The organism is Acidobacteriota bacterium (assembly GCA_009691245.1).
Taxonomy (GTDB): Bacteria; Acidobacteriota; Terriglobia; order 2-12-FULL-54-10; family 2-12-FULL-54-10; genus SHUM01.
Genome location: SHUM01000026.1, coordinates 18,594 through 44,030, shown reverse-complemented (window position 1 = coordinate 44,030; position 25,437 = coordinate 18,594). Strand labels below are relative to the sequence as shown.

Here is a 25,437-nt window from a genome sequence, read left to right as displayed (position 1 = left end):
CGGGGGTTTCTTTGGCCTTGATTAACGCAGGCGAAACCAAGCTTTTTGCGATGGCCTCCGCCCCGGCCGCGCCCGCCGCACCGGCTGCATCACCAGCAGCATCGGCCGCGCCGGCGTTTATTGCTGGATCCCTGCCTATTTTTATTTTGGTAGTTGGCGGCGTCGCGCTGGCTACCGCAATCACTGTAAAGAATACCGGTGAGGAGGTCCGCCCAACCATAGCGATCCCGGTTGTTAGCGGATCTCGTCCCTAATGCAGTTGCATCATTAACCGCGTTGAGATGCCCTGCGGTAAATATCACGGACGCAGCTAAAGAAGCTCCCTACATGGGGGGCTTTTTTTGTTGACGGGATACACATGGACCAAGAAGGCACGCTCTGCCGCGAATGGAAAACCATCCAATGAAGCGCTGGGGGCTACGAGTATTTTTGGCGCTGGCGGGGCTCATTTACCTGAGAGCCGTAGTTTTTTCCAGCCTGGGAACGCTTGCGTTAGAACATCCAACCACCGACAATTTGCGCCGTGGAATCCGTTGGGACCCAGATAATCCCTTCTTGTGGCGGTATCTAGCGCGGACAAGACTTCTCAGTTTGGATAACGCTGAGTTAAACGAGGGTGCCGAAGCATATCGCCAAGCCCTTGTCCGCAACCCGCTAGATCCCTTGGCCTGGGAAGGCCTAGCCGCCATTGAATCTCGCTTGGGAGATTCCCAGAAACAGGAAGCCGTCTTGCGTGGTTGGCTAACGGCATTACCCCATTCTCCATCCGCTGCGTGGGCTTTAGCCAATCTATTATTGCAGCAGGGCCGCGCCGAAGAAGCCTACCCCTACTTTCGAAGTGCAGCGGCTGATGACACTTCTTTGCGCACCCCGTTATTTGATTTGAGCGGGAAGCTGTTGTCGGATCCGCAAAGAATTTTGGCGGAAATGATTCCGCCTGACCTCTCAGCCAGAATCGCCTACTGTTACTATCTGATTGGGAAACCGGGTATGTTGCGGGAAGTGTATCCCGTTTGGCGTACGCTCCTGCCGACCCGTACCGATGTCGTTATCAGCTTCGGCCTAATCTATGTCGAAGCGTTGGCTGCCGCGGGAATGGGAGCTGAGGCGGCACGCGTCTGGCAAGAAACCCTGGCGGAATCGATTGAAGGCGTACATCCTCCAGCAGGAGAGCGGATCATCAATGGCGGTTATGAAGCGCCTCTGCGAAATGCCGGCCTCGACTGGCGTTTGACTCAAGCATCCGGCCATCAAATCACGCTCGACAATTTTGCAGCCCAGAGCGGCAGTCGCTCCTTGCGCGTCAAGTTTGATGGAAAAACCAACCCGGAGTTCTCCCATGTACAACAATGGATTCCTGTGGAACCAGGAAGGGATTATCGTTTTCAGGCATACCTGAAAACTCAAGATATTTCGACCGATAACGGCCTCTATCTATCGCTGGTTTCCATTCCAGCGCTTCCCGAAAACTCTCCGGAACTCCTGACGGAGACCTTGGTCGGAACTTCGCCCTGGACTGCGCAACAAATTGATTTTCAAACCGGGCCCAATACCAGCATGATTCTAGTCCGCCTGCGGCGAAATAGAAGTTCCAAACTCAACAACCTGCTGCAGGGCACGGTTTGGCTCGATGACGTTTCGCTCCTGCCCAAGACCAGCCCCAGTCTCGCCACAAAATAATCTCCGGGTGAGGAACTGCCAAACCTAATCACGAACAAGCGTTACACTATGTTGCTTGATCGCTACACTGACGTCGCGACCCGATGCCTCTGGTAATCTTTGTTGGATGAGCGCTACAGCGGTTCCCGCGATCCACGCGAAAATCAATGCATTGGCGGGTATCTGCAGATTGAAGTCCGTGAGTGAATGCACAAAGATGCTGACCATGGCCCCGGCGCATCCTGTTGCCAGAATATTATCTCTTGCGTGCGGGAGGCGACCCACACTCCGAACAAGGTTCACAAATAATACCAGGAGACTGCCCCAAAATAGGGCCGCCATTGGAATTCCTACATCTCCGGCAATTTCGAGATAGTCATTGTGAGCGTGGGAGTAGCGCAGACGCAGCATTTGAGACTGATAATGCAGGCTCGCCTCCTCATAGGATCCTAATCCTGTTCCAGTGATCGGGAAGTCGCGTATCAATGCAAGAGTATCGCGCCAGATCGGTAATCGGTCTTGCTCCAGGAAATTTTGGTTGCCTAGTACTCGAAAGCGTTCATACACTGGGCCGACCCCAATCCATGCCGTGTATAAAACAGCAATGGTTAGAGTCGCAAAAAGGATTCCTGTTACTGACCGCTTCCCTTGGAAAGCCGCAATCGCCGCAGTAACCAATACACCAGCCAAGGCCGCCGTGATCCCGCCACGCGAAAGCGAGAAAATCAGACCGGTGAATATGAGAGCGAAAAAGACTCCGTTTCGCAAACCCCGCGAGAGATGTGGCGAGACAATGATTCCGCGCCACGATGACAATCGATTAGAGGTGTCACTCCGCCTCTCGAAAAGAATGCCTGCCAGAAGAAAGGGCAGCGTCATTTCCAGCAGCCCGGCATAATGGTTTCGGTTAATGTAAGTTCCAGTTGCCAACAGCTCATGCGTCTTTTTCTGGTAGAAAAAAATGTACGGCAAACCCGTAAGATACTGAACGATTCCATACGATGCTTCAAAGATTCCAAGTCCGATGAGTAACTTCGCCAGCGTCGAATGCCCTTCACCGAGGTTGTAGATGCGGATTGCTATAAGAAACACCAGGAGGTAGCAGACCAGCCGCAAAAAGGCGCCTGTTGTTCCGTGTGGATCGATTGTCAGAGATATCAGTTCATTCGGAACGAGGTCAAGAACTTTCAAGCTTTCTGCCAATCGAACTCTCTGCGGAGAGAGTGTCTTTACCAGGGCACTGGGGATCGGAAGCATTTGTACCAGCGGAAATACGGCAAGAATCCCAAGAATGCATTGGGTGGTCAACGAAAGCGGCGGGAGTCCGAATTGCCAAAACAGCACCAACCCTAATAGCGCGATCGTGATTTGCGTCCCCGCAAAAAATACATCGTCGGCTCCACCGAAACTCAGGACTGAATAGGCTGCCGCAATTGCCAGCACGATGCCTGCCACTCTTGCCGCCTGATGCTCCGGATCGGAGAAACGCATTCGCATTAGTCGCAATCTCCAACGCTCTCTTGTAGCTCATCACGGCCACTAGCTAAAGCACAATTATAGCGACCGAATAGTTGTTTAATGTAAAAAGATGGCTTGCCTGAATTTCTCGAGGGTTGCGTTCGATATTCTCCTTTCCTCGAAAACGGCCTCTCGGGAAATCTTGGTCGCAATGAATTGCTCGGTTCCCGCCTGTTATGTTCTGACGCAGACTAGTCACCTCTCCGATGCTTCATCACGTGGTTCATGTGCCCTATAATCTTAAAGGGTATGGTATGCAGCGATCAGGAAATCATCGCAGTGGGCGTGGCGCTGCTTCTTCCGGAAGAGGTACAGGAGCGTGTTTGCCATCTCAACTCCTTGCTTCACGCTGAGCAGCCGGATGGCTTCCTGTTTGGTCCCTCGACGGTTCCTCACCTGAACCTCGCGCAATTATTTGTGCGGCGATCCAGTTTGCTTGCGCTTATTGAGCGGCTGGATAAGACGCTTCGGGAAACCGAGCGCCTGACACTGGCTGTTACCAGAATTTCCGGTCACGGCGCGATGACCTCTCTGCGGATCGCCCGGACGCCTGAACTATTTCGCCTGCATGCGCAGATGATGGACGAGATTAAGAGCCTCTCGGAAGACTTGGGGGGTATGGAATCATTTTTCTCTGATGGCGAGCCTGCCCGTTCCCAGGATGCGGAATGGGTGACGCGATTCCGAAGGCGGTCCAGCTACAAACATTTCGTTCCTCACATAACCCTGGGCAATGGCCATCCGCCTGTGCCCGATGTAATTCTGGAATTCACCAGCACTGAAGCTGGACTGTTTCATCTTGGCCGTTTCGTCACCTGCCGGAAGCTGTTGCATCACTGGAAACTGCACTAACAGCTGGCGGCTTGAGTTTGGCACGGGATGATTTTCCCCGCAGGGAGGTTAGCGATGCGTGGAGCTTTCGGAATGGCGGGGTTGCTGATCGTATTGGCCATCGGCATGTACATCTATCGCTCCCAGCTTACTGGTCCGGGCGATATTACGCAGGGAACGGGGAATCCACGGGCGGCAATCGACATCACCGGCGTGAAGAATGATCTATTGCGCATGGCGCAAGCCGAACGCTCATACTGGGCTAGCAACGCACACTACACCTCCCTGGAGGAGTTGCAGTCGATTGGCGACTTGGTCATCGACCCCACACGCGGCCGCGCAGGCTACAGCTACACCGCTGAATTCTCCGATCAGACCTTCACCATAACAGCCACCTACGCTGGGCCCACCTCGGGCATGCCGACCATATCCATCGATCAGACCATGCAGACCGTTGAATTTTAGACCCTGCCGAAGAAATACACCTCCACCTGTACCCGACTTGTAACTGAACTGCTCTTTCTACTTGGCGCATTTCCGGCTGTCCCTTATTCTCGATTCATTCCCATTGCGCCCAGCGCAGAGGAAAACGATCAGGAATTAGGTTGATGAAAAAATTAGCTGCTGATTTTGCTCGGGATTTCCGAACCTCTCCGGTGCCCATCCGGATGAGTTGCCGTTTTAGCAATGGCATTACGCTCAATTACTACGCCCGCGCCGTTACCTGCACGGATCGCATGCTGCGGGCAATTTCCGTGAACCCTTTTGAGCGCGGGATTCAGCTCGTTATCGCCGCCCCTTTGGGGGATGGCATTGTCCGGTGCCGCGTGGTCGGCATTACTCGCAGCAAGCGGCATGCATCGTGTTTTGAAGTGGATCTCCGTTTCATCGATTCGCCAACTCCCCTCCTGCTTGAGGATGCGGCTTCCGCACCCTGCCTCGCGGATGCCCCTTTGTTGGTCGATGACATCATGGCGGCTGCTTCTGGTCTGGGATCTGCATTGGAGGCGAGTATCGGCATTCCCTTTGCCACGGCTTTCGCCCAGGCACGCCTTCACGATCGGCACCCTGCGATATTGGCTGCCATTGCGGCAACTTTTCTTGTGCTGGAAGAAAAAGGCTTTGCCAAGTGCAATCTGGCTTTGCAAGCCGCGCAACGGAATTCTGGCAACGGGCACGAAAGCTTTACACCTAAACCCGAAATGGATTTTGAAAAACTTAAGCAGGTGATATGAAAGCATCCAATAAGAACAGGCGTAGCGAACGTATTCCGGCTCGGCACAGTCTCATGCTGGTTGTGGAGGATCATGCTGGAGGGACGGCTGCAAAAGAGATTGTGTCTACTGTTCATATTTCCCGCCATGGCGCGCAACTTCGCAGCCGCCGGCCTCTTGACGGAAGCTCGCAGGGTAACGTGATGAATCTTAGCTCATGCCGTCAAGCGCCGTTTCGCATCGCCTGGCACATACCCTCAGACTCGCACCCTGGGTATCACGAGACGGGAATTGAGTTCGTCGAATCAATTGATTTCTGGGGTTGTGATTTTTCGGACCATCAACAGGGCGCGGCATCCGCTAAGGATATTCAGGGGACACCAACGCGAGGCTTTGAGAATTCTGCCGCCGCGAACCCGCGCGATCTTCTCGATCAACTGGTACAGGCGGAAGACACGCCCAAGGGACATACGCTAACCGCGGCGCTTTGGTGCGGCCTCATCGAGCAACTCGAAGAACGGCGCGTCTTCACGCGCTCGAACCTGGTCTCTGCTTTGAAGAAACTAAGCAGGCCGTCCTAGGTTTGCACGAATTACGCTACCGCCTCGGCCAGCAGGCGAGAACTCGGGGGTGCCGGAAGCGCATGCTGATTGAAGCGCACCGAGACGATCTTCGACACGCCCGGCTCCTGCATCGTTACTCCGTACAACACGGACGCCACGCTCATGGTTCGCTTGCTGTGCGTGATCAAGATGAACTGCGTATCGTGGCTCATCTGCTGGACCATCTGCGTGAAGCGGCCGATGTTGGCTTCGTCCAGCGGCGCGTCGACTTCGTCGAGAACGCAGAATGGACTTGGCTTGTAGCGGAAGATTGCCAGCAGCAGTGCCATCGCTGTCATCGCCTTCTCGCCGCCCGAGAGCAGCAGCACGCTCTGCAAGCGCTTGCCCGGCGGCTGGGCCACAATCTCAATGCCGGCTTCGCTCGCGTCCTTCATGTCTTCGGTCTGAATCAACCGCAGCATGCCCTGGCCGCCGCCGAACAGTTGCGTGAATGTCTCCTGGAAGTGCGCGCCGATAATTCCCAGCGCTTCGGTGAACTGGCGATTGCATATTTCGTCGATCTCCTGAATGGCCAAGGTCGTGTCACGAATCGAGTCGAGCAAATCCTGGCGCTGCTGTTCGAGGAAGGTATGACGCGTCTTGCACTCCTCGTACTCCTCAAGCGCCATCATGTTGATGGGGCCTATATTGTCGAGCTTGGTTCGCAACTGCAACCAATTTTCCTCGGCAGCCAACAGATCCTCGGCTTGCAGCAGTGGAAGATTCTCCGCCGCGGCTTCGGCCAACAGCACTTCCAGCTCCACTTGGAGTTCGATACGGCAGGTCTCGCGCAAGTGATCGAGCTCGGATTGCAGCCGGGCCATCTGTACTTCGGCCCCGCTGCGCTTTTCGCGGACAATCTCCAACTCCAGTCGCGTCTGATGCAAATGCTGGTCGAGCGCGGCTAGCTGCTCACGCAACTGAGCGCTGGTCGTGTGCAACTCTTCGATGTGGCGCGAGAGAATTTCACACCGCTCGGCGGCCTGGGTGATTTCTTCCTCCAGGCGTCGATTGTCTTCCTCGATATTTACTCGCTGCGTACCCCACTCCCCGGTCTGTTGGCTAATTTCGGTGCGGCGCTCGGAAACTTCCCGCAGCGTCTGATCCAAACGGGACACCGAACTTGTGCTGGCTCGACGACGCTCCTCGAGCGCAGCCAGACGCCCCCGCAGATCTCCCTCCACGGCGCGCGCCTCATCCACCTGTTGCCGAAGCTGCGTAGTCGCGGCCATGATCGTGGTGTTTTCTTCCTCCAGCTCTAACCGGGCCTTTTCTTTTGCGGCGATGCTTTGCGTGTCTTGAGTCAATTGCTCTTGCGCATTTTTAGTCTCTGCGCGCAGACGATCCAGTTCCAACGCGATCAGATCACTGCGACCGGCAACGCGAGCCTCTTCCTCTGCCGCCTCGCGCAGATCGCGCTCCGCGTGCATGAGCACCCGCTCGCTCTCGCGCTCCCGGATTCCCACTTCATTCAAATCAATCTGCGTGTGTCCGATGATCTCCGTCGTTTCTTTCAGTGAAACGGTGAGTTGGGCTTCCGTCTGCACGTGCATTTCCACTTCGCGCTCGAGGCTACGCATCTCGCGCTTCAGCGCGAGCGGGCCTTGGCTATCCGTCTTGCCGGCGGACACCATGGCGCCCTGGAACCAAATGCCTTCGCCCATCAGAAAAAACTTCTCGGGATACTTCGCGGCCAGGGCGCGACCCGCTTCGGCATCGCTCACCAAATAACAATTGTTAAGTTTGGGCAGCAATCCGGCTGGTGCGCTGGAAAACCCATTGAGGAAGCGGACACAACTGGCCAGTGGCCGCAGAATTCCAGGCGTCTCGGGAGCTAATGCGCTCTGCAATCCGGCGGTGGCGTCTATTTGCTGGTCGTGTAGAATGAACGCCGCTCTACCGGTAACTTCGCTTTTGAGCAACTGCAATCCGCGCTCGGCTGAATCCCAGTTACTGACGACAACGTAATCCAGCTCCTCACGGAGGAACTCCTCCACCACGCGTTCGTATGCCGGTTCGACTTCCAGAAAATCGGCGAGCACGCCGGATGACTCCAGTTTGCCGCGTCCCGCATCCTCCACCGACTTTAGCTCGAACAGGCGCTGGACCGTTTCCGTGGCGTAGGAGTGCCGGTCAAGAATCTCTTTGAGTGAAACGAGCCGGGCCCGCTCGCTGGCCAGCTCCGTGCGTGAACGCTCCAGTACCGCGCGTGTCTGGGATTCCAGCTCCCGCTGCGCGCGAAGTGTCCCTTCCAGCTCCCGCTGGCGGCTGGACAAATTTCCGCGCTCCAGCTTTTGCAGGCCCACGCGCTCGTCCGTGTCGCGGCGACGCCCATCGGCGGCCTCGCGCAACGACTCCAGCTCGGCAGCCTGTTTTTCCGCGTGCGCCGTCTGCCGGCTGGTCTGCGCGAGGAATTGTTCGATCTGGGAAACTTGATTGCGCAGCGTGGCGCACTCGCCGACCGCGTTCAACATCTCGATGCGAATCTGCTCCAGACGAGTCGTCCCCTGTTGCAGTTCGTTCTGGCATTCACGCGCGCGCCGCTCCCAGTCCTGCAACCGCGCCAGCAACGAATCGCGCTCGGCCTCAATGCCAGCCAGCAACGTGGCACACTCCGCCCGCTCTGTTTGCAATACTTCCAAGCGTGTGTGCAACTGGGTGTCTTCCGCGGCAGATTCCTCAATGCGGCGGGTCAGATATTGCGCCTGTTGAAGCTGACTGGCTGCCTGTCCGCGCGCACGCTCGGCGGCAAGCTGCAGGCTGGAGCGCTGCTCCGTCGCATCGCGCAATTCACTCTGCCGTTGATCGAGCGTGGCGTATGATTCCTGCTGAGTGCGCTCCAGGACCTCTATTTGTGCGGCCTGGTCCTCGACCGCGCGCCGCAGTGCCCCCAGTTCGATGGCCAGTCCGCTGGCCTCTTCATCTTTCTGGCGCTGCTTGCTGAACAGAATGCCACGCAGTTGGACTCGTACCTGCTCGAATAATTCCTTGTACCGGCGAGCCTTCGCTGCCTGACGCTGCAACGAGATCACTTGCTTGCCGACTTCTTCGAGAATGTCACTGACACGCGCCAGATTCTGTTTCGAAGATTCCAGCTTGGCCCAAGCCAGCTTCCGCTTGGCTTTGAATTTGGTGATTCCGGCGGCTTCTTCAATCAGCCCGCGGCGTTCGTAAGGCTTCGCGCTTAGGATTTGTCCGATGCGGCCCTGCTCGATGATCGCGTAGGAGTCCGGGCCCAACCCGGTGCCGAGGAACAGTTCCTGAATGTCACGCAGGCGGCAGATGCGATCGTTCATCAGGTATTCGCTTTCGCCTGAAGCGAACAGTCTGCGCGCAACGGAGATGACTCCATCCGTTTTCAGTTTGGCCACTTCCTCGCTGGCGGACGAAGATTCCTCCGCCGTTTCCGCATCTTCTGATCGTTGCCTGGCCGCAGGAGCGATCATCGGCAAAGTCTCAGCCAAGGCTCTGGCTTCCGGGTCCACCAAGGTCAGCTTGACCTCCGCCAGGCCTGTTGCGCGACGCTGCGGGGTGCCACTGAATAGCACGTCCTGCATTTTGGAGCTACGCAGGGTCTTAACCGATTGCTCGCCCAGCACCCAGTGGATGGCATCCGCGATATTGCTTTTCCCGCAGCCGTTCGGTCCCACCACGGCGGCCACGCCGGCGCCATGAAATTCGATCTGGGTGGCGTCGGCAAACGACTTAAACCCTAGCATTTCAACTTTTTGGAGCTTCAGCACGACTCACCTCGGAAGTGTTTCTCGAAATCCTGACCTCATCTCGCAGGCCACGACAATATACGGTAATCAAATGAATCTAAATAGCTTGCTATGAATTGACGGCCCCAACTGCCGCTTAAGCGGTCTGCCTTCAGCCACAAATTCCCGATGAGGGTACAGTATAAAGTGGAATATAGCAAAATGAACACAATATTTTGCGTTAATGGCCGTAGGCGCAGGCTACTCAAATCGGCCCCATGCTGCCGGGGGAACTGAGAAAATATTAGTTCGGATCTGAGCCGAGCTATGCAATATCGTACCCACGATGGGTAACTCCTTTGGTTCACACAATTGGAGCATTGGGAGGATGCGGTGCCGGACTCCGCGCGCCACCGAAAGATGGGCTAGTTCACAGAAGTACAGGATAATGTGAGGACACTGGTTGGCAGAAGTAACTTCAATTGGATTTTACGTGCACGTTTCTAAAAAATGACTTGTCGATTCAGAAATAAAATAGGGGAGCGGTCAGACTGATCCGCTCCCCTGGTTCAACACAGTTCAACACCGAAATTACAATAATTTCTTGCCTGGCATTTACATTACCACGCCACAAGCCTGACGCGCGCCGGCATTGCCGGTTGGCTGTGTTGTGAAATCATCGAGCCCAGCGTGGATGATGATGGCCTTGCCTTTAGCTGAGTTCGCTTCCGTGCCAAGCGTCAAGCCATTCACGTGCATGTTGACCTTCGCCGTGCCATCGGCTGCGGCCTCAATATTACCGAGGTCGCCCGCATGATGCTCTGCAGCATCCGGAGCTGCGTGAGGCTTCTGGTCAGGATTGAAATGCCCACCCGCGCTGGTGCCGTCCGGTGCGCTGCAATCGCCCTTTTCGTGAATGTGGAATCCGTGCTTTCCCGGCGCGAGCCCACTGATCGTACCGGTGAAGTGAACACCCTTCCCCATCGTCGCTACTGACAACGTCCCGCTTACGGTGCTGCCCTGCGTCGGCTTCAACTCGATACTGCTCTGCGCACGCAGGCCAGCGGCGGCGAATACCATCAAGGCCACTCCCAAACACACTTTACGAAACATGCTTTTTCCCTCCTGAAAGTTTATTAAACGGACGATCGTACTTACTTCTGGCGTACTTACTTCTGGTTATCTCCATTGCGCCTTAATTTCAACTTTCTAATTCGCGGCCTTGATCACGCCACAAGCCAGCCGCGCTCCAGCGTTGCCCGTAGGCTGCGTGGTTAGGTCATCTGCATCGGTGTGTACAATCAGAGCGCGCCCGCTAATTGAGTAATTCCCCTTGTCGAGCGAAACGCCATTGGCATGAATGTTAATCTCCGCGCGGCCATCCGCACCCGCAATGATATTGCCGAGATCCCCGGCCTGATGAGGGGTCGCGCTGGGTGCTCCGTGTGCGGCATTATCGGGATTGAAATGTCCTCCTGCGCTCGACGCGTCCGGCGCACTGCAATCGCCATTTACATGAACGTGCATCCCGTGCGGACCAGGCGTAAGCCCCGAGATGATTCCAGAAAAGTGGACTCCGTCGCCCATGGACATGAGCATGACGGTGCCGGTTGCGGTGTTGTCTTTGGTGGGCGCCAAGGCGATGGCGAATCCCTCCATCTCCTGCACGGCTTCCTTTGCTGTCGAAACTGCTTGCTCGGTCGGAGTCGATTGGCTTGATTGTTCAGAACTCTGCTGCCGACTCTGACTGCACGCCACGAGGAAAGAGAGTAGCACTGCTGCCCCGGCTACCAGGAGCCACTTTTGCATGTTGAAAGTCCTCTGAAACTAAGAATGAATGTTGATTATAGCATTCACAGAACCAGGTCGCGGGGCCAAGTTACCGCACGCGATGCCGCGTCTCGCGAATGGCTACGCCAACCGCCTGCCCCATTACCATGGCGCCCGTGAAGACGGTTCCCTCCACAGCCACCTGCTGCCCTTTGGCCGGCACCCCTTGATTGGAGATCACGTAGATGCGTCCCGTGCTGTCTTCAATCTCATAGCCGCCCATATTCAATACGCCGAATGATGTGGTAACGGTTCCCACCACTCCAACTTTCTTGTCTTTGTACTTGGAGGAATCGGCCAGAATGTCCGCAATCGTAGCCTTCTCGCATCCCACCGTGAATAACACGGCGAACACCAGCATCGCCAGTCTGAGCCCCGACAGTTTCTTCATTGGGCACCTCGCTTATTGAAAATATGATCTCGATAATCGTTCGTCCGGAGGGCCCTGAATGCGATCGGGCAATCTGGTTCACATGATGTCCAACTATTGGGATGCTGTCGACAAACCTAACCGTTGTCTGAACCGTTGTCTTGGCCATCGTCTTCCACAGGCTCGTCGCGTGAGCTATTCCACTCAGATAAGAGATCTCTGGCATCCTCAACATCGTCTTCCAGCACCAGGATTTCCCGCTTCCCCAAGTCTCCGACGAAATAAGGATAGAGGCCCGCCGCCACGCGTCCGCGGACTACGCACTCGATTCCACAACTGCTCAGCAATTGCTGGATCATGCCCGCTTCCAGCTCATTCTGGGCCGTGAAAACAGTCACTGGTTTTTGATGCGCCCGATCATTGGGACTACTCTTGGGAATCTCGTTCATTGGCTCAATCTCCAGTCAATCACAGCAGGCTTCCTTCCGCTCAATATTGCGCTAAACTGGTTTTCTAGTGAAAGGAATTCGCCGATGCGAAGGATGCTCATCAACTGGCTGCTTAGTGCGCTGGCGCTGCTGGCCGTGGCGCACATCATGCCGGGCTTCGTGGTCAGCGGCTTCTTATCAGCATTGCTGGCGGCGATAGTCATTGGCCTGGTCAACGGCACGCTCGGCCTGTTACTAAAGATCGTTACGATTCCAATTACGATGCTGACGCTGGGACTTTTCTGGTTTGTGATCAATGCCGCCATGCTGCTGCTGGCTTCGTGGATCACTCCCGGTTTTGAGGTTCAGAGTTTTTTCTCCGCCTTCTTTGGAGCGCTGCTGCTGAGTCTGGTGAATCTTGCTCTCCGCTTCCTCGTTTCCGAATCGCCCACTAAATGATGCTCCCCGCAAGATTCGCTCTTCGTACCATGAACATTGGCTATTTGCTATCGGAAGCTGCTCGCAGAATCGCGCAGAGTTCATCGCGACCCGCGCCTTCGGCGTAATCCAACGCGGTCTTTTGAAAGAAGCCCGGAGCGCCGGAACCGCGTATTTGCAGATCTGCGCCCGCCTCCACTAGCATGCGCGCTATCTCCGCGTGATTGTTGACCACCGCAAGCATCAACGCGCTCAGGTTATACTTCGCCGTGTGATTCAGCTCGGCTCCCTGCTCTATCAGCAACTGCACAGCGGCGGTGCGCCCATGCATTGCCGCGAGCATCAAAGCCGTCTGCCCATGTTTGTCCAAGGAGTTAATTAGCGCAGAAGCGTTTGCGCTGCTGGAACCGGGGCCTGCTGCATCATGCAGCAACTGCCACAGAGACTCCACGTCACCTGATTTGGCGGCCTTCTGCCATTCCCTTTTCATGGCACTCCTGATTCTGCCGGTTCAACCGTCCTCCTATTGCTTGCGCCCCCCTCTATTGCTTACGCCCAACGATTCGCCCGTAGATACGGTCCAGCTCCTCGGCCGAGTTGTATTCGATCAGTATTTTCCCGCTCTTGTTATTGCCCTTCAGGTGGACGCGGGCTCCGAGCGCCCTCTCAATTTCAGTGATGGCCGCACGGATATTGGGGTCAACGATGGACTCTTTCGTCGCCCCAACTTCGGATGAGTTCTTCCCTGCCCGGGTCGAACGACCCGCCTCGGTCTTAGCGATCTCTTCCAATTGCCGGACCGACAGTCCCTGAGCGACAATGCGCGCGGCTAGCGTCTTCTGAACCGCTTCCGAAGTTAGTCCGAGCAGCACCTTAGCATGGCCAAGGCTGATCTCACCGGCCACGATCCTAGACCTGACTTCGCTTGGTAACTTCAATAATCGCAATAAGTTAGTAACAGTTGTTCGATCTTTTCCGGTGCGTTCGGCGATTTGGTCGTGAGTTAGATGAGTCTCCATTGCCAAGCGCTGAAAAGCCTCCGCCGTCTCAATTGGATTTAGGTCTTCGCGCTGGATATTTTCGATTAGAGTCAGTTCAAGTACTTGATTATTAGGAACATCCCGAACAATTGCAGGCACAGTCACCTGCCCCGCCAGTGTGCTTGCTCGCCAGCGGCGCTCCCCGGCGATCAGCATGTAGCGATCCCCGTCCTTGCGGACTACAATCGGTTGCATGACTCCATGAACCCTGATGCTGTCAGCAAGTTCGCGCAGGCGATCGGTCTTAAAGACGGTACGCGGCTGGAAAGGGTTGGGGGTGATGGAGGCTACGGGAATCTGCCTTATCGCATCCGAGGAGAGGACCACTGGCCCAACGGAGGGCAGCAAGGCATCCAAGCCTCTCCCTAGGCCCCTGCGCATGGTTATTGGGGTTACGGGTGGCTTTGCCTGTGGCGGTTGGTTCGGTTCCATCTTATAATCCTCCATTCCCTTCCGATCATTTTCCTGAAAAAACAGCTAATAAATTGGTCAATCACGTCGATAGACTGAACGATTGACCGGTACTACGCCTCGTGAACCTTATCAGTTACTACCCTCTTTATTAGTTCCTTGGCGAGCTGAATATATGCTTCGGCGCCCCTGGATCGGACGTCGTATAGCAGGACCGGCTGCCCATGACTAGGGGCTTCCGCCAGACGCACGTTACGTGGGATCACCGTTTCGAAAACCTTTTCGGGAAAATGGTCCCGCAACTCCGTGGCAACTTGCTTGGTTAGAGTAGTCCTCTCATCAAACATCGTGAGCAAAATACCTTCCATCTCCAGGTTGGGATTCAATCCAGTGCGAACACGATCCATTGTATCTATCAATGCGGAAATGCCTTCGAGCGAGAGGTATTCACATTGGATCGGCACAAGAAGTGAATCGGCGGCCGCTAAGGCATTTATCGTCAATAGAGTAAGCGCAGGTGGGCAATCTATAATGATGTATTCAAATTGGTCTCGAACCGGTTCCAGGAGAGCTCGCAAGCGAAACTCTCGGTTTTCCAGGCCGTAGAGTTCAAAGTCGGCACCCACCAGATTCCGGTCCGAAGGGACAAGGTATAAGCCATCTAAACAAGTCGCGTGGGTAACTCCGGCAAGGCCGTCTCGATCATTTTCTTCCGGAAACAGTGCGTTGAACAACGATGGACGTTCGGCATCACGCGGGAATCCCAAGCTAGCCGTGGCATTGGCCTGGGCATCACAATCAATGAGCAAAACACGAATCTCGGCTGCCGCCAGGGACGCAGCCAAGTTTACGGCGGTAGTTGTCTTCCCTACCCCGCCTTTCTGATTGGCAACCGCAATGATTCTGGCCAAATTAACTTTCCCCATCTGGTGATACGACGAATGAACAAGCTACCAAATCATACCGAGTGGTGTAAAGGCAAATCCGCCGAAATGTTCCACGTGGAACACATCAGGGTCATACATTGATTTTTGGTGGTGGTGCCCGGGTGGGGCCTAGGAAATCTGTGTTATAACCGCAATTTCGCGTTAAGGGCACCATTGAACAGGTTGCTGAAAAACTCCCGCGCGTCGTCATTCCGAGCGACCTGTCCGATTTATCGGGAAGCGAGGAACCTGCTTTTATTCCGCCCGCCTGAAAACAAAGCAGGTTCCTCAGCCCGGCAAAAGGCGCCGGACTTCGGAATGACGACTAGCGAGAATCTTTCAGCAACCCCTGAAACCGTGCCCTACGAAAACCGGAGTTACCACTCAGCCCCCCAGGGGGGGGCTTGGTTTGGAATGTTCCACGTGGAACATCGCCCGTCGGCACCGCGGCCCCCGACCTATTTAGGCTGGCCTCTTCCCTGCTCGCTCTTCATTAACTCTCCCTATTAACTCTATTGATACACTCCCATTATCGTGCTATAACCATCGCAGAAGCAACGGATTGGAGGTACTCACGTGGCCTACAAACTCGGCGTGCTGATCGTTCACGGGCATGGGCTCGCAAAAGCGTGGCTTCTCCGATGAACTGGTTGAGGAGCTGGAGTCGCATATCGGCGAACCCAGCGGGGTCTGCTGGCAGGAAGTCTATTGGGCGGATGTCTTAAACTATCGCGAGGAAAAGCTGTGTGATGACATGAAGGTCGATACCAAGCTCGACTACTCGCGCATCCGGCGCTTCATAATCACCGCCTTTGGCGACGCCCTAGCCTACCAGAGAGTCCCCGGACCAGACGAAGATGTTTATACGCAAATACATGTGATAATTAGAGATAGCTTGTCAAAGTTGCGGTCGAGTCTTCGCCAGGATATGCCCGCATCCGCGCCCGACCGCCCCATCGTGGTGATCGCCCACTCACTTGGCTGCCACATCATCTCAAATTATATCTGGGATCACCAGCAGTCCGAAAAATCGCCGACCCATGGCAAGCGGCGAAAAATTAATAAGTTATTTGGCAAGAATGATTTAGAGAGAATGAAGACGCTCGCCGGGATCATAACCTTCGGTTGCAACATCCCCCTGTTCAGCCTTGCATATAAAGAGGCGCTGGCCATAGATTTCCCCCCTGGTAGTCTACAAAAACACTTCCCGGGGACTGATTAGAAAACATTGAAAAATAATGTTAAATGGCTTAATTTATATGACATAGATGATGTTCTGGGCTACCCGCTCAAGCCCCTATCGTCGAGTTTTGATAAGGCTGTTAGTGCAGACATCGCTATTGATGTCGGCTTCCAGCTGCTCTCGAACACGCCCCTGTCTCACTCCAAGTACTGGACCGACAACAGTTTTACGAAACCCGTGGCCAAGCAGCTTAAAAACCTCCTGAAACTTCTATAATTCGTTTATAAACAATAATATAGAAATTTTCTCGGGAAGGGAATCCGTCGGCCTTGGCGACTCATCTCGTTTTATCCACAATACCGTGGTTATTGCGCATTACCCCCTGACAGATTTGCGGAATTGCCCAACTTGACCAAAGTGCATACGTTTACGGTTTTTTCCAAATAATCCGGAAAAGCGCCCCGCTCGCCCAAGCTGATATTCTGCGGTGCGTTGATCTCATCCACCAACGCAATAGCCCACAATTTCAATAGGACCATCTAGTACCATTTGGTAGACAAAGCCGAATTTCCGACTTATCGAAACCAGCGTTGCCATTCAATCTCTTTCCGAAACTATATATTTAGTGGTTCGGAGGACTGAAGTGCATCACAAGAAACACCAGTCCGCCGATTGGAGTCTCCCCGTATCGAGCTTTGATCTGATCCGGAATTCGATGGATGGTGAAGTTCCCACCCAGATGAAGCCGTGCGTAGCGTAATTCCGCGAGCTGGCGGCTGTAGCCCAGCATCAGTGCCTGAACGCGGAATACCTGGGTGTCCAAACTTTTCTGGTCTTGTCGCGCAGCATCGTGTGCGTCAGCCGCGAACAACTCGTCTTTGTCCACGCTTTCGATGCGCCCCGTAATCGCATGCACCTGCCGAAAGCGATAGACAGCCTCCGCCAGATAGGAGTTCAGATTCTGGCCATTCACGGTCTTGTGATTGCGGCCCCAGATGATCGAGCCATCGAACGAGCCGCCGGGAAGCGAATCGCGAAATGAAAGCGACGCGGTAGCGCGCATGATATCTCCGGGCTCCAGCTTCTCGGGCTTTCTGAGTCGCCCGAGCGAAGCCTGCGCGATCCAGCGATCCGAAGGAAACAGCGTGGCTCGGACGGACCAGGAGTCGAAGGAACCATGATCGATATTCCACCGCGTTTCATTCGGCTCGGCGCCGTGGAAGCCGCTGGCCTCCACGCGCAAGAAGCGATGTCGCACGCCAACCGTTAACACTTCGTTGGCGATGTGCGAGGAGTCCTGCAGGTGATGACCTAACGTGGCTTGCGGCAACTCCGCAGCCGAGGCGCGATGTGGAAAGGCGACAGGACCGAGCGCGGCATCGCCGACTGGGGCGAAATACAAGCTCAGCAGCGTGCCCTCCGCCAGCGGTCGCGCGTATTGCACGCCCAGTTCCATCACGAAATCGTGAGGATGCTGCCCATCCACCAGCGGCTTGCCGAATACAGTTTCGCCGGTCTGGAACAGCAGCGGGTAGTATTGCTTCGTTACCGTTGCCGGCTCCAGGCTCAACATGCTTCGCAACAAGATGCTGCCTTTGCCGAGCGATCGCTGCGCCTGGCCCATAAACCTGTTGGCGGAAAAAAACTTGCCGCCACCGCGCGGGCCTGATTGTTGCAGCGTGTTGAGATAAATCTCTCCATTGCCCATCCACGTCCAGCCCAGCGCCTCACGCGTGAACATCTGGTGCGGCGCCATCGAGGGATTCATGCTGGTGCCTGAAGCGAATCGCAGCAACTCCGCCGCCGCAGGATCGGCATTGTGTTCCATGTGCTGCGCAGGATTCATCGCTTGCGGCGCGGCCAGTTGCGCAAGCGCTGGAGTAATCCGAAGGATCGTGGCGAAGAACAATATCCATGCGCCGCGCAAGCGCGAGTCAAGCACGCACGCAAATAGCTTCAACATAAATACCTCCACAATTAGAATTTCCCCCAACGGCTATCAGCCGCGGGGAGTCGCGCTAAACGAGCTAGGGATGTGGAGAAAAGGCTAGATTCGCAAGTGTAAGGAGGAGCTGGCCATCGGCAAATGGCTGGAAGGCGTCAACTGCACGAAAATGTTGGTTCGCGCATCAAAATCCGGCGCGGACACGAACACAGTGCCGAAGCCGTAATTCGAGCCCCACGGAGCACCGGAGTCTCCCGGCTTCAGCCCCGCTATCATAGACGTTGAAGCATCACAATCATCCGAGTGTCTGTGATGTTCGCTTGGCGGCTGGTCATCGCCGTCATTAGATTCGCTCAGGTGGTGATGGAGTATGGCGGACGAGGCGGCAACGCGGGGTTCGAGCGGGATGGGGTGTGGCGCCACGCACAGCCGACATAGCGTGGAGATTGCCACCACGGCGGCTAAGGTCAGGAGCAAGAATTTCTTCGGCATCTATTTCTCACCTTACGCTCTGGAACATCTGCCGTCAAGCTGGCGGGCAAGGTGAGATATAACTCCAATTGAATCGAGTATCATAAAAGATTGGCGCCAGTGGCACGCATCCGCATTGCGCCTTTAATACGATGACTACCACCGTAACCATTGCCGGCGTACAGATGAGCATGGCGGCGCCGGTGCGCGGGAGCCATCTGGGCAACGTGCGCAAGGCCGAGGCGCTGGTGCGTCTGGCGGCCCAGCGCGGCGCGCGGATCATTTGCCTGCCGGAACTTTATCGCACGCTCTACTTTCCCCAGGAGAAGTCCGCGAATAAAGTCGCGCTGGCGGAAACCATTCCGGGAGAGTCCACGGAAGTTTTTGCATCGCTGGCAAAGGAACTCGGCGTCAGCATCATTGTGCCGATCTATGAGCGTGCTTCGTTCGTTAAACGGGCGGGGGCAGGCCAAAGCGGATTGAAACTCGGTGCGAAAGCTGGCGAGCAGCATCGCTACTTCAACTCCGCCGTGGTGTTTGACGAGCGCGGGCGGCGTCTGCCCACCTATCGCAAGATTCACATTCCTCACGATCCACTGTTCTACGAGAAGAATTATTTCGAGCCGGGCGACTCGGGCTATCGCGTATACAAAACAAAGGCCGCGACGTTTGCGGTGCTGATCTGCTACGACCAGTGGTTTCCCGAGGCCGCGCGGCAAGCCACGCTCCAAGGCGCAGAGATTATTTTTTATCCCACGGCCATTGGGCACGTGGCGGGATACAAGTCCGCCGACGGCGACTGGCACGACGCCTGGGAGACTATCATGCGCGGGCACGCCATCGCCAACGGCACGCATGTTGTCGCGGTGAATCGCGCGGGCAGGGAAGGCAAGCTAAAGTTTTGGGGGCAGTCGTTCGCCTGCGACAGCTTCGGCAAAGTGTTGCGGCGCGCCTCGCCCGGCGACGATGAAATCCTGCTGGCCAAGTTGAATCTCAAGCATAACCAGCGCATTCGCCAAGGCTGGGGATTTCTGCGCAATCGCAGGCCGGAGACTTATAAAAAATAAGAAGACAGAAGTCAGGAGCCAGGAGACAGAATACTGCGTGAACCGCTTCCGGTTCCATTTCCCATGAACGCATCTACTCAATTCGCTTATACCATGCCCGCCGAGTGGGAGCCGCACGAAGCGGTGTGGCTCTCCTGGCCGCATGATCCTGTCTCGTTCCCATTTCTCGAAAAGGCGGAGAACGAGTTCGCCGCGTTCGTGGCGGAGGTTTCGACCAGCGAGCGCGTCGAGTTGCTCGTGCTGGATGCGGCCATGCAATCGCGCGTCGCGGGCCTGTTCGGCGAACGGGGGGTCGATCTGACCCGCATTCATTTCCACCTTGGCGACTACGCCGACATCTGGTTCCGCGACTACGGCCCCATTTTCGTGCGCGACAGCAACCGCGCACAACCGGACACTCCATCACGAGCAACTTCGCTGGCCCCACTCTCAATGATCAAATGGATTTTCAATGCCTGGGGCGGGAAGTACGACACGCTGCTCAAGGACGACCGCGTGCCCTATCGCCTGCGCGAGGCGCTGCGGCTGCCGATGCTGGAGCCGGGCATCGTGATGGAGGGCGGGTCGATTGAAGTCAACGGGAAGGGAACGCTCATCACCACCGAGCAGTGTCTGCTCAACCCCAATCGCAATCCGCATCTGAGCAAGCGAGAGATCGAGCGATACCTGAGTGACTACCTAGGAGTGAGTCACTTCATCTGGCTGAAGGAAGGCATCGAGGGCGACGACACCGACGGCCACATCGACGACATCGCCCGCTTCGTCAACTCGACGACGGTAGTCTGCGCGCTGGCCTCCGACGCGAGCGATCCTGATTATGCGCCGCTGCGCGCCAACTTCGAGTTGCTCACCGCCGCCACCGATCAGGACGGCAGGAAGCTGAACACCGTCCCGCTGCCCACGCCCGGCTTCGTGATGGATGACGGGGTGGGCGACGATGCAGGCCGCCTGCCCGCCAGCTACGCCAATTTCTACATCAGCAATAGCAAGGTGCTGGTGCCCATCTTCGGCACCGCGAACGACGCCAAAGCCGTCGCGGTGATCCAGTCTCTCTTCCCCGACCGCAAAGCCGTCGGCCTGATGGCCAAGCACCTGGTCTATGGCCTCGGCACCTTCCACTGCATGAGCCAGCAGCAACCCATCTCGTAACTTTATCTTCCTACTCGGCGGCGAGTTGGGCGAGGCGCAGGCGGGCGGCTTCGATGGATGCGACGCTACCTGTTTGGCTCTCGTAGGTCTCCCCGCCGAGCGTCGAGACGGACAACCGCCAAACCATGCGATAGGCAAATTTCTTTTCCAGCAGAGTCAGCTCGTCGCGGCGGATGATGGCGGTGCGGGGCGGGATGAGGTAGTGCAAGCGAAGCTGCTCGCCTTCCACATCAATGCGATGGAAGCCCGTGAACATCGTCCAGCAGATCAGCACGAAGAGACCGCCGCTGAGGCTGCCGGCAATCACCAGCGACGCGCGACGCGACACGGCTCCCATCCTGATGAACTCCGCGCGCCGTGTCTCCGGCCGCGCCAGCAGCGAGTACACAACGTAGCCAATGGTGAGGGAGAAAGCGAGGAAAAACACAAACGCAAAAAGCATGCCGGATGCACTGCCAATGTGGATGGTGTCCGCAGCTTCGTTCATTGCTCTCTGCTTCATACATGCTTAATCAGGAAACTACTCGTTGATCTTGAGCACAGCGAGGAAGGCTTCTTGCGGGATGTCGATGCGGCCCACGCGCTTCATGCGTTTCTTGCCTTCCTTTTGCTTTTCGAGGAGCTTGCGTTTGCGCGAGATGTCGCCGCCGTAGCATTTGGCGATCACGTTCTTGCGCAGGGCGTGGATGGTCTCGCGGGCGACGATCTTGGCGCCGATGGCCGCCTGCAGCGCGACCTCGAACTGCTGGCGCGGGATGAGTTTGCGAAGTTTCTCGACAAACACCTTGCCGCGCTCATGCGCGAAATCGCGGTGGACGATCATGCTGAGCGCGTCGAGCGGCTCGCCGGCCACCATGATATCGAGTTTTACAAGAGGCGCGGTCTGATAGCCCGCGAGATGATAGTCAAACGAGGCGTAGCCGCGCGAGACCGTCTTCAGCCGATCGTAGAAGTCCAGCACCACTTCGTTCAGCGGCAGGTCGTAAGTCAGAATCACGCGCGTGGCCGAGAGATACTCGAACTTCTTCTGCGTTCCGCGCTTCTCCTCGAGCAGCGCCAGAATGCCGCCGAGATACGCTTCCTGCGTGATGATGGTCGCGCTGATGACCGGCTCTTCCACGCGCTCAATGTCTCCGGCCTCGGGAAACTTGGTGGGATTATCGACTTCGATCAGCGCGCCGCTCTTGTGGATCACGCGATAGCGCACGCCCGGCGCGGTGGTAATGAGGTTCAGGTCAAACTCGCGCTCGAGCCGCTCCTGCACAATCTCCATGTGCAGCAGGCCGAGGAATCCGCAACGAAAACCGAAGCCCAGCGCGGCGGAGTTTTCCGCTTCATAGAACAGCGCGGAGTCGTTCAGGCGTAGTTTCTCAAGCGCGTCGCGCAGCGGGCCGTGGTTGTCCGCGTCCACTGGATAAAGGCCCGCGAAGACCATCGGCTTGATTTCTTGAAAGCCGGGCAGGGGACCGGCGGCGGGACGAGCGTCTTCGGTAACGGTGTCGCCGGTCTGCGCGTCGGAGATTTTCTTGATGTTGGCGGCGATGCAGCCGACCTCGCCCGCCGACAGCTCTTCCACCGCCAACGCCTTGGGCGTGAAGATGCCGAGCGATTCCGCGACGTAGACCTGACCATTCGACCAGAAGCGTATCTTCGTGCCGCGCGTGAGCTTTCCTTCCATCACGCGCACCAGAACGACGACGCCGCGATAGGGATCGAACCAGGAATCGAAGATCAGCGCGCGCAGTGGATCGTCCGCCGAACCCTTGGGCGCGGGGATGCGATGCACGATGGCTTCCAGCATCTCGTCAATACCGAGACCGCTCTTGGCGCTGACCAGGATGGCGTCGGCTGGCGGCAGGCCGATGGCGTGCTCGATCTGCTGCTTGGCCATCTCCGGCTCGGCGCTGGGCAGGTCAATCTTGTTGATGACCGGGATCATCTCCAGATTGTTTTCGAGCGCGAGGAAGGCGTTGGCGATGGTCTGCGCCTCGACGCCCTGCGAGGCGTCGACGACCAGCAGCGCGCCTTCGCACGCGGCGAGGGACCGTGATACTTCATAAGAAAAATCCACGTGCCCCGGCGTGTCGATCAGATTGAGCTGATAGTCGTGGCCGTCCTTCGCGTGATACATCAGGCGCACGGCGTGGGCCTTGATGGTGATGCCACGCTCGCGCTCCAGGTCCATGGTGTCCAGCACCTGCGCCATCATCTCGCGCTGCGCGAGCGCGCCGGTGACTTCCAGCAGCCGGTCCGCCAGCGTGGATTTGCCGTGGTCAATATGCGCGATGATCGAAAAATTGCGGATGTATTTGCTGTCCATGGATACCTTGCAGGCAAATTGCCTAACTACTCATGCTACCAGATGCCGCATATTCAATGAAATTCAGCGGGGGAGAGCACCGTGGAGTTCAAACGCCAGACAACTTGCAATATACAGGTTTAGCCTGTATTATGACCTGTATGAAGCAACTAAATATAAATGTCACCGAGGATTTTGAGCGGGACTTGAAATCCTATATGAAATCTCGCCGCATTCCCAACAAGTCTGCGGCATTGCGCAGCGCACTGCATGAAGCGGCGACACGCGGTGTGGTGAAGTCCGAATTCGACTTTCGCCAGTGGCTGGGCGCCGGACTGAAAGCGCCTCTGGCGCGCAAGCGGCGCCACCTCACAGAGGATGACCTGTGGTAGTAGATACCTCCATCGTGCTGGCGATTTTGTTCAATGAAGCCGCCGGGCCTGCGGCACTGGATTTGCTTCAGACGCACAGCAACGACCTACAGATGAGCACGGTCAACTACGCCGAATGTTTGATCCTCATTCACGATCGCCAGCCGCGATTGTATGGCCAGCTAAAGGATCTGATCGACGCGTCGACCATGCAGCTCGTCCCACCAACACCGCCGCAAGCCGAAGCCGCGGCGCTAGCACGTATACGTTATCCACTGAATCTCGGCGACTGCTTCGCCTACGCCCTGGCCAAGCAGGAAGGCACTTCGCTGCTGACCCTCGACCGCGACTTCCGCAAGGCCGATGTGAAAGTGATCTTCCCCTGAAGAAGTCCTATAGTGGCGGGCGGCGCTTGTGCCATTCCGTCGCCTGCTCATAGGCGTAGGCGAGTTGCAGGACAACCGCCTCGCCGCCATGTGGTCCGCTGATCTGCAATCCGATGGGGAGACCCGCGCTGGTGAACCCGCAGGGAATGGAAATGCTGGGAAGGCCGTTGATGTTGAATGGAGTGCAATTCCGAAGATCAAGCCGACGGGCAATCGCCAGTGGATCGTCTCCTGTAGCCTCCACGATTGTACGGGCCGGAATCGGAGTGGTTGGGGTTACTAAAACGTCCAAGGCTGCAAACGACTTTCGGATATTTCGACGCAACTCGTCTTGTTCACGGCGCCCTTCGATATAAGCCCGGGCGGTAACCTTAGCCCCCGTGCTGAGTCGTCCCCGAGTGTACGTCATATAAAGTTCCGGCGTTTTTCCCAGCGTTTCTGCATGGAATGCAACCGCTTCCGCGTCCGTTACCACTTGATTGGTAATTACAGGCATATCGCTATCCCGAAGGCTGCTAGTAAGTCGTCCTAGTACATCCAATGCCTGTTTGACGGAAGCTTCGATTTCGGGATTCAAGCCCGCGTAGAAAAAATCGCGGGGTACTCCCAGACGCAGAGTGGAAGTCTTGGCCCCTAATCCTGAAGAGTATTTGGGCAGGTCCATATGTACACTTGTCACTTCCTCTGGATCGTAACCGGCGATAGCCTGAAGCATGATCGCTGCGTCAGCAACGTGACGAGTCAACGGCCCGACATGATCTCGCGACCAAGAAAGGGGAATTGCCCCACGAGTGCTGACCAGCCCATAGGTCGGTTTTAGTCCAACGATGCCGCAGCATGCGGCTGGACCGCGAATAGAACCTCCGGTGTCTGATCCAAGCGCCCCAAAGCAAAGCTCGGCCGAAACGGCCGCAGCAGAGCCCCCGGACGAACCGCCGGCCATATATTCCAGATGCCAAGGATTGTGCACTGCACCGAAATAACTAAAAACGGAGGTAGAGCCGTAGGCGAATTCGTGCATGTTCTGCTTGCCGAGAAACACTGCGCCAGCGGCTTTGAGACGGCGCACCACTTCAGCATCTTCGGTGGGAATTCGGTCCTTGAATAATTCACTTGCGGCAGTTGTTCGTACCCCCTTGGTATCAAACAAATCCTTCAACGCAATGGGTATCCCATGCAACGGACCCCGCCATCTCCCTCGCTGGATTTCCGCTTCGGCGGCGCGAGCTTCTGCCAAAGCCGACTCCGCTGTGACCGTGATGAAAGCATTCAGCGCGGGATTGTAGCGCTCGATTCTGGCGAGGCACTCCTTGGTTAGCTCAACCGGCGAAACCTTCTTCTTCCGCAGCAACTCGCTGGCCTCGCGAATACTCAGCCGTGTGAGCTCACCGCTCGTCGCGAGTGTTGCAACAGGCTGCCCCTGCCTTAAAATTCTGGCTTCGGTTAGCCCAGCAGCTAGCAAGGGACTGGCTCCCGCCGCGAGTGCACCTTTCAGAAATCCACGGCGTGATAATTCTTCTTGTAGGTGAGTCATGCCGGGCATAGTAACACAAAAAAATGAGGCGGGCATTGGCTGCCCGCCTCACTCAAGTTGCGTA

At 56.3% G+C, this 25,437-nt stretch carries 23 protein-coding genes and 1 pseudogene; 10 read left to right on the top strand and 14 right to left on the bottom strand.

Annotation, left to right across the window (positions count from 1 at the left end; genetic code table 11):
* Positions 1 to 254, top strand: a 254-nt coding sequence (locus EXQ56_08150; protein ID MSO20423.1) for a hypothetical protein, incomplete at its 5' end; no start/stop codon positions are given.
* A gap of 148 nt (positions 255 to 402) precedes the next feature.
* A complete protein-coding gene (locus EXQ56_08145; GenBank protein ID MSO20422.1) occupies positions 403 to 1,680 on the top strand; it encodes a hypothetical protein in 1,278 nt (425 codons plus the stop codon).
* Positions 1,681 to 1,704: 24 nt separating this feature from the next.
* On the opposite strand, the gene EXQ56_08140 is transcribed toward EXQ56_08145, so the two are convergent.
* Positions 1,705 to 3,156, bottom strand: a complete 1,452-nt coding sequence (locus EXQ56_08140; protein MSO20421.1) for a hypothetical protein — start codon at positions 3,154 to 3,156, stop codon at positions 1,705 to 1,707.
* A gap of 246 nt (positions 3,157 to 3,402) precedes the next feature.
* Here EXQ56_08140 and EXQ56_08135 point away from each other — a divergent pair, with 246 nt between their 5' ends.
* The 4 genes from EXQ56_08135 to EXQ56_08120 all read left to right on the top strand — a co-directional run bounded on the left by EXQ56_08135 (position 3,403) and on the right by EXQ56_08120 (position 5,803).
* Entirely contained in the window at positions 3,403 to 4,029 is a 627-nt protein-coding gene (locus tag EXQ56_08135) for a hypothetical protein (protein ID MSO20420.1), read from the top strand.
* A 72-nt stretch (positions 4,030 to 4,101) separates the two neighbouring features.
* Positions 4,102 to 4,473: a hypothetical protein gene (locus EXQ56_08130; GenBank protein ID MSO20419.1), complete on the top strand. Its 372-nt coding sequence runs from the start codon at positions 4,102 to 4,104 to the stop codon at positions 4,471 to 4,473.
* A 140-nt stretch (positions 4,474 to 4,613) separates the two neighbouring features.
* The gene (locus EXQ56_08125; GenBank protein MSO20418.1) at positions 4,614 to 5,243 is read left to right on the top strand and encodes a hypothetical protein; all 630 of its coding nucleotides are present in this window, start codon (positions 4,614 to 4,616) and stop codon (positions 5,241 to 5,243) included.
* Positions 5,244 to 5,425: 182 nt separating this feature from the next.
* Positions 5,426 to 5,803 (top strand): hypothetical protein, encoded by a 378-nt coding sequence (locus EXQ56_08120; protein MSO20417.1) that lies wholly within the window; start codon positions 5,426 to 5,428, stop codon positions 5,801 to 5,803.
* 11 nt (positions 5,804 to 5,814) lie between these two features.
* Here the strand turns inward: EXQ56_08120 and smc are convergent, their stop codons facing one another.
* The 5 genes from smc to EXQ56_08095 all read right to left on the bottom strand — a co-directional run bounded on the left by smc (position 5,815) and on the right by EXQ56_08095 (position 12,174).
* Positions 5,815 to 9,567, bottom strand: a complete 3,753-nt coding sequence (gene smc, locus EXQ56_08115; GenBank protein MSO20416.1) for a chromosome segregation protein SMC — start codon at positions 9,565 to 9,567, stop codon at positions 5,815 to 5,817.
* Positions 9,568 to 10,140: 573 nt separating this feature from the next.
* Positions 10,141 to 10,638 (bottom strand): superoxide dismutase family protein, encoded by a 498-nt coding sequence (locus tag EXQ56_08110; protein ID MSO20415.1) that lies wholly within the window; start codon positions 10,636 to 10,638, stop codon positions 10,141 to 10,143.
* A gap of 96 nt (positions 10,639 to 10,734) precedes the next feature.
* The gene (locus tag EXQ56_08105) at positions 10,735 to 11,184 is read right to left on the bottom strand and encodes a superoxide dismutase family protein (protein MSO20414.1); all 450 of its coding nucleotides are present in this window, start codon (positions 11,182 to 11,184) and stop codon (positions 10,735 to 10,737) included.
* Between the two features lie 220 nt (positions 11,185 to 11,404).
* Positions 11,405 to 11,746: a hypothetical protein gene (locus EXQ56_08100; GenBank protein MSO20413.1), complete on the bottom strand. Its 342-nt coding sequence runs from the start codon at positions 11,744 to 11,746 to the stop codon at positions 11,405 to 11,407.
* 116 nt (positions 11,747 to 11,862) lie between these two features.
* On the bottom strand, positions 11,863 to 12,174 hold the full coding sequence (locus tag EXQ56_08095; GenBank protein ID MSO20412.1) for a DUF2007 domain-containing protein: 312 nt from the start codon (positions 12,172 to 12,174) through the stop codon (positions 11,863 to 11,865).
* Between the two features lie 84 nt (positions 12,175 to 12,258).
* Here EXQ56_08095 and EXQ56_08090 point away from each other — a divergent pair, with 84 nt between their 5' ends.
* Positions 12,259 to 12,612, top strand: coding sequence for a phage holin family protein (locus EXQ56_08090; GenBank protein MSO20411.1), 354 nt, complete (start codon positions 12,259 to 12,261; stop codon positions 12,610 to 12,612).
* Between the two features lie 40 nt (positions 12,613 to 12,652).
* Here the strand turns inward: EXQ56_08090 and EXQ56_08085 are convergent, their stop codons facing one another.
* From EXQ56_08085 to EXQ56_08075, 3 genes are all read right to left on the bottom strand, one after another.
* Positions 12,653 to 13,081, bottom strand: coding sequence for an ankyrin repeat domain-containing protein (locus EXQ56_08085; protein ID MSO20410.1), 429 nt, complete (start codon positions 13,079 to 13,081; stop codon positions 12,653 to 12,655).
* A 52-nt stretch (positions 13,082 to 13,133) separates the two neighbouring features.
* On the bottom strand, positions 13,134 to 14,078 hold the full coding sequence (locus EXQ56_08080; GenBank protein ID MSO20409.1) for a ParB/RepB/Spo0J family partition protein: 945 nt from the start codon (positions 14,076 to 14,078) through the stop codon (positions 13,134 to 13,136).
* A 77-nt stretch (positions 14,079 to 14,155) separates the two neighbouring features.
* Positions 14,156 to 14,953: a ParA family protein gene (locus tag EXQ56_08075; GenBank protein ID MSO20408.1), complete on the bottom strand. Its 798-nt coding sequence runs from the start codon at positions 14,951 to 14,953 to the stop codon at positions 14,156 to 14,158.
* Positions 14,954 to 15,581: 628 nt separating this feature from the next.
* Here EXQ56_08075 and EXQ56_08070 point away from each other — a divergent pair.
* Positions 15,582 to 16,190 (top strand): hypothetical protein, encoded by a 609-nt coding sequence (locus EXQ56_08070; GenBank protein ID MSO20407.1) that lies wholly within the window; start codon positions 15,582 to 15,584, stop codon positions 16,188 to 16,190.
* A gap of 583 nt (positions 16,191 to 16,773) precedes the next feature.
* Here EXQ56_08070 and EXQ56_08065 read toward each other — a convergent pair.
* Positions 16,774 to 18,114 carry a hypothetical protein gene (locus tag EXQ56_08065; protein ID MSO20406.1) on the bottom strand — a complete coding sequence of 447 codons (1,341 nt, stop codon included), beginning with the start codon at positions 18,112 to 18,114 and terminating at the stop codon, positions 16,774 to 16,776.
* Between the two features lie 84 nt (positions 18,115 to 18,198).
* A complete protein-coding gene (locus EXQ56_08060; protein MSO20405.1) occupies positions 18,199 to 18,588 on the bottom strand; it encodes a hypothetical protein in 390 nt (129 codons plus the stop codon).
* A 164-nt stretch (positions 18,589 to 18,752) separates the two neighbouring features.
* Between EXQ56_08060 and EXQ56_08055 the strand changes: the two are divergent.
* Positions 18,753 to 20,783, top strand: a pseudogene (locus EXQ56_08055) (peptidyl-arginine deiminase).
* 10 nt (positions 20,784 to 20,793) lie between these two features.
* Here the strand turns inward: EXQ56_08055 and EXQ56_08050 are convergent.
* Together EXQ56_08050 and EXQ56_08045 are read right to left on the bottom strand one after the other, a co-directional pair.
* The gene (locus EXQ56_08050) at positions 20,794 to 21,270 is read right to left on the bottom strand and encodes a hypothetical protein (GenBank protein MSO20404.1); all 477 of its coding nucleotides are present in this window, start codon (positions 21,268 to 21,270) and stop codon (positions 20,794 to 20,796) included.
* Between the two features lie 33 nt (positions 21,271 to 21,303).
* Positions 21,304 to 23,103 (bottom strand): elongation factor 4, encoded by a 1,800-nt coding sequence (locus EXQ56_08045; GenBank protein MSO20403.1) that lies wholly within the window; start codon positions 23,101 to 23,103, stop codon positions 21,304 to 21,306.
* Positions 23,104 to 23,467: 364 nt separating this feature from the next.
* On the opposite strand from EXQ56_08045, the gene EXQ56_08040 reads away from it, so the two are divergent.
* Positions 23,468 to 23,839, top strand: coding sequence for a PIN domain-containing protein (locus EXQ56_08040; GenBank protein ID MSO20402.1), 372 nt, complete (start codon positions 23,468 to 23,470; stop codon positions 23,837 to 23,839).
* A gap of 7 nt (positions 23,840 to 23,846) precedes the next feature.
* On the opposite strand, the gene EXQ56_08035 is transcribed toward EXQ56_08040, so the two are convergent.
* Entirely contained in the window at positions 23,847 to 25,409 is a 1,563-nt protein-coding gene (locus EXQ56_08035) for an amidase (protein ID MSO20401.1), read from the bottom strand.
* Positions 25,410 to 25,437: the final 28 nt, after the last annotated feature.

Excerpts from the sequence above, each read along its gene's own strand:
- EXQ56_08145 (MSO20422.1), top strand. The coding sequence starts at position 403 with ATGAAGCGCTGGGGGCTACGAGTATTTTTGGCGCTGGCGGGGCTCATT.
- EXQ56_08140 (MSO20421.1), bottom strand. The coding sequence starts at position 3,156 with ATGCGAATGCGTTTCTCCGATCCGGAGCATCAGGCGGCAAGAGTGGCA.
- EXQ56_08135 (MSO20420.1), top strand. The coding sequence starts at position 3,403 with ATGTGCCCTATAATCTTAAAGGGTATGGTATGCAGCGATCAGGAAATC.
- EXQ56_08130 (MSO20419.1), top strand. The coding sequence starts at position 4,102 with ATGGCGGGGTTGCTGATCGTATTGGCCATCGGCATGTACATCTATCGC.
- EXQ56_08120 (MSO20417.1), top strand. The coding sequence starts at position 5,426 with ATGAATCTTAGCTCATGCCGTCAAGCGCCGTTTCGCATCGCCTGGCAC.
- EXQ56_08110 (MSO20415.1), bottom strand. The coding sequence starts at position 10,638 with ATGTTTCGTAAAGTGTGTTTGGGAGTGGCCTTGATGGTATTCGCCGCC.
- EXQ56_08105 (MSO20414.1), bottom strand. The coding sequence starts at position 11,184 with ATGGAGGGATTCGCCATCGCCTTGGCGCCCACCAAAGACAACACCGCA.
- EXQ56_08100 (MSO20413.1), bottom strand. The coding sequence starts at position 11,746 with ATGAAGAAACTGTCGGGGCTCAGACTGGCGATGCTGGTGTTCGCCGTG.
- EXQ56_08095 (MSO20412.1), bottom strand. The coding sequence starts at position 12,174 with ATGAACGAGATTCCCAAGAGTAGTCCCAATGATCGGGCGCATCAAAAA.
- EXQ56_08090 (MSO20411.1), top strand. The coding sequence starts at position 12,259 with ATGCGAAGGATGCTCATCAACTGGCTGCTTAGTGCGCTGGCGCTGCTG.
- EXQ56_08085 (MSO20410.1), bottom strand. The coding sequence starts at position 13,081 with ATGAAAAGGGAATGGCAGAAGGCCGCCAAATCAGGTGACGTGGAGTCT.
- EXQ56_08080 (MSO20409.1), bottom strand. The coding sequence starts at position 14,078 with ATGGAGGATTATAAGATGGAACCGAACCAACCGCCACAGGCAAAGCCA.
- EXQ56_08070 (MSO20407.1), top strand. The coding sequence starts at position 15,582 with ATGGGCTCGCAAAAGCGTGGCTTCTCCGATGAACTGGTTGAGGAGCTG.
- EXQ56_08065 (MSO20406.1), bottom strand. The coding sequence starts at position 18,114 with ATGTTGAAGCTATTTGCGTGCGTGCTTGACTCGCGCTTGCGCGGCGCA.
- EXQ56_08060 (MSO20405.1), bottom strand. The coding sequence starts at position 18,588 with ATGCCGAAGAAATTCTTGCTCCTGACCTTAGCCGCCGTGGTGGCAATC.
- EXQ56_08050 (MSO20404.1), bottom strand. The coding sequence starts at position 21,270 with ATGAACGAAGCTGCGGACACCATCCACATTGGCAGTGCATCCGGCATG.
- EXQ56_08045 (MSO20403.1), bottom strand. The coding sequence starts at position 23,103 with ATGGACAGCAAATACATCCGCAATTTTTCGATCATCGCGCATATTGAC.
- EXQ56_08035 (MSO20401.1), bottom strand. The coding sequence starts at position 25,409 with ATGCCCGCCTCATTTTTTTGTGTTACTATGCCCGGCATGACTCACCTA.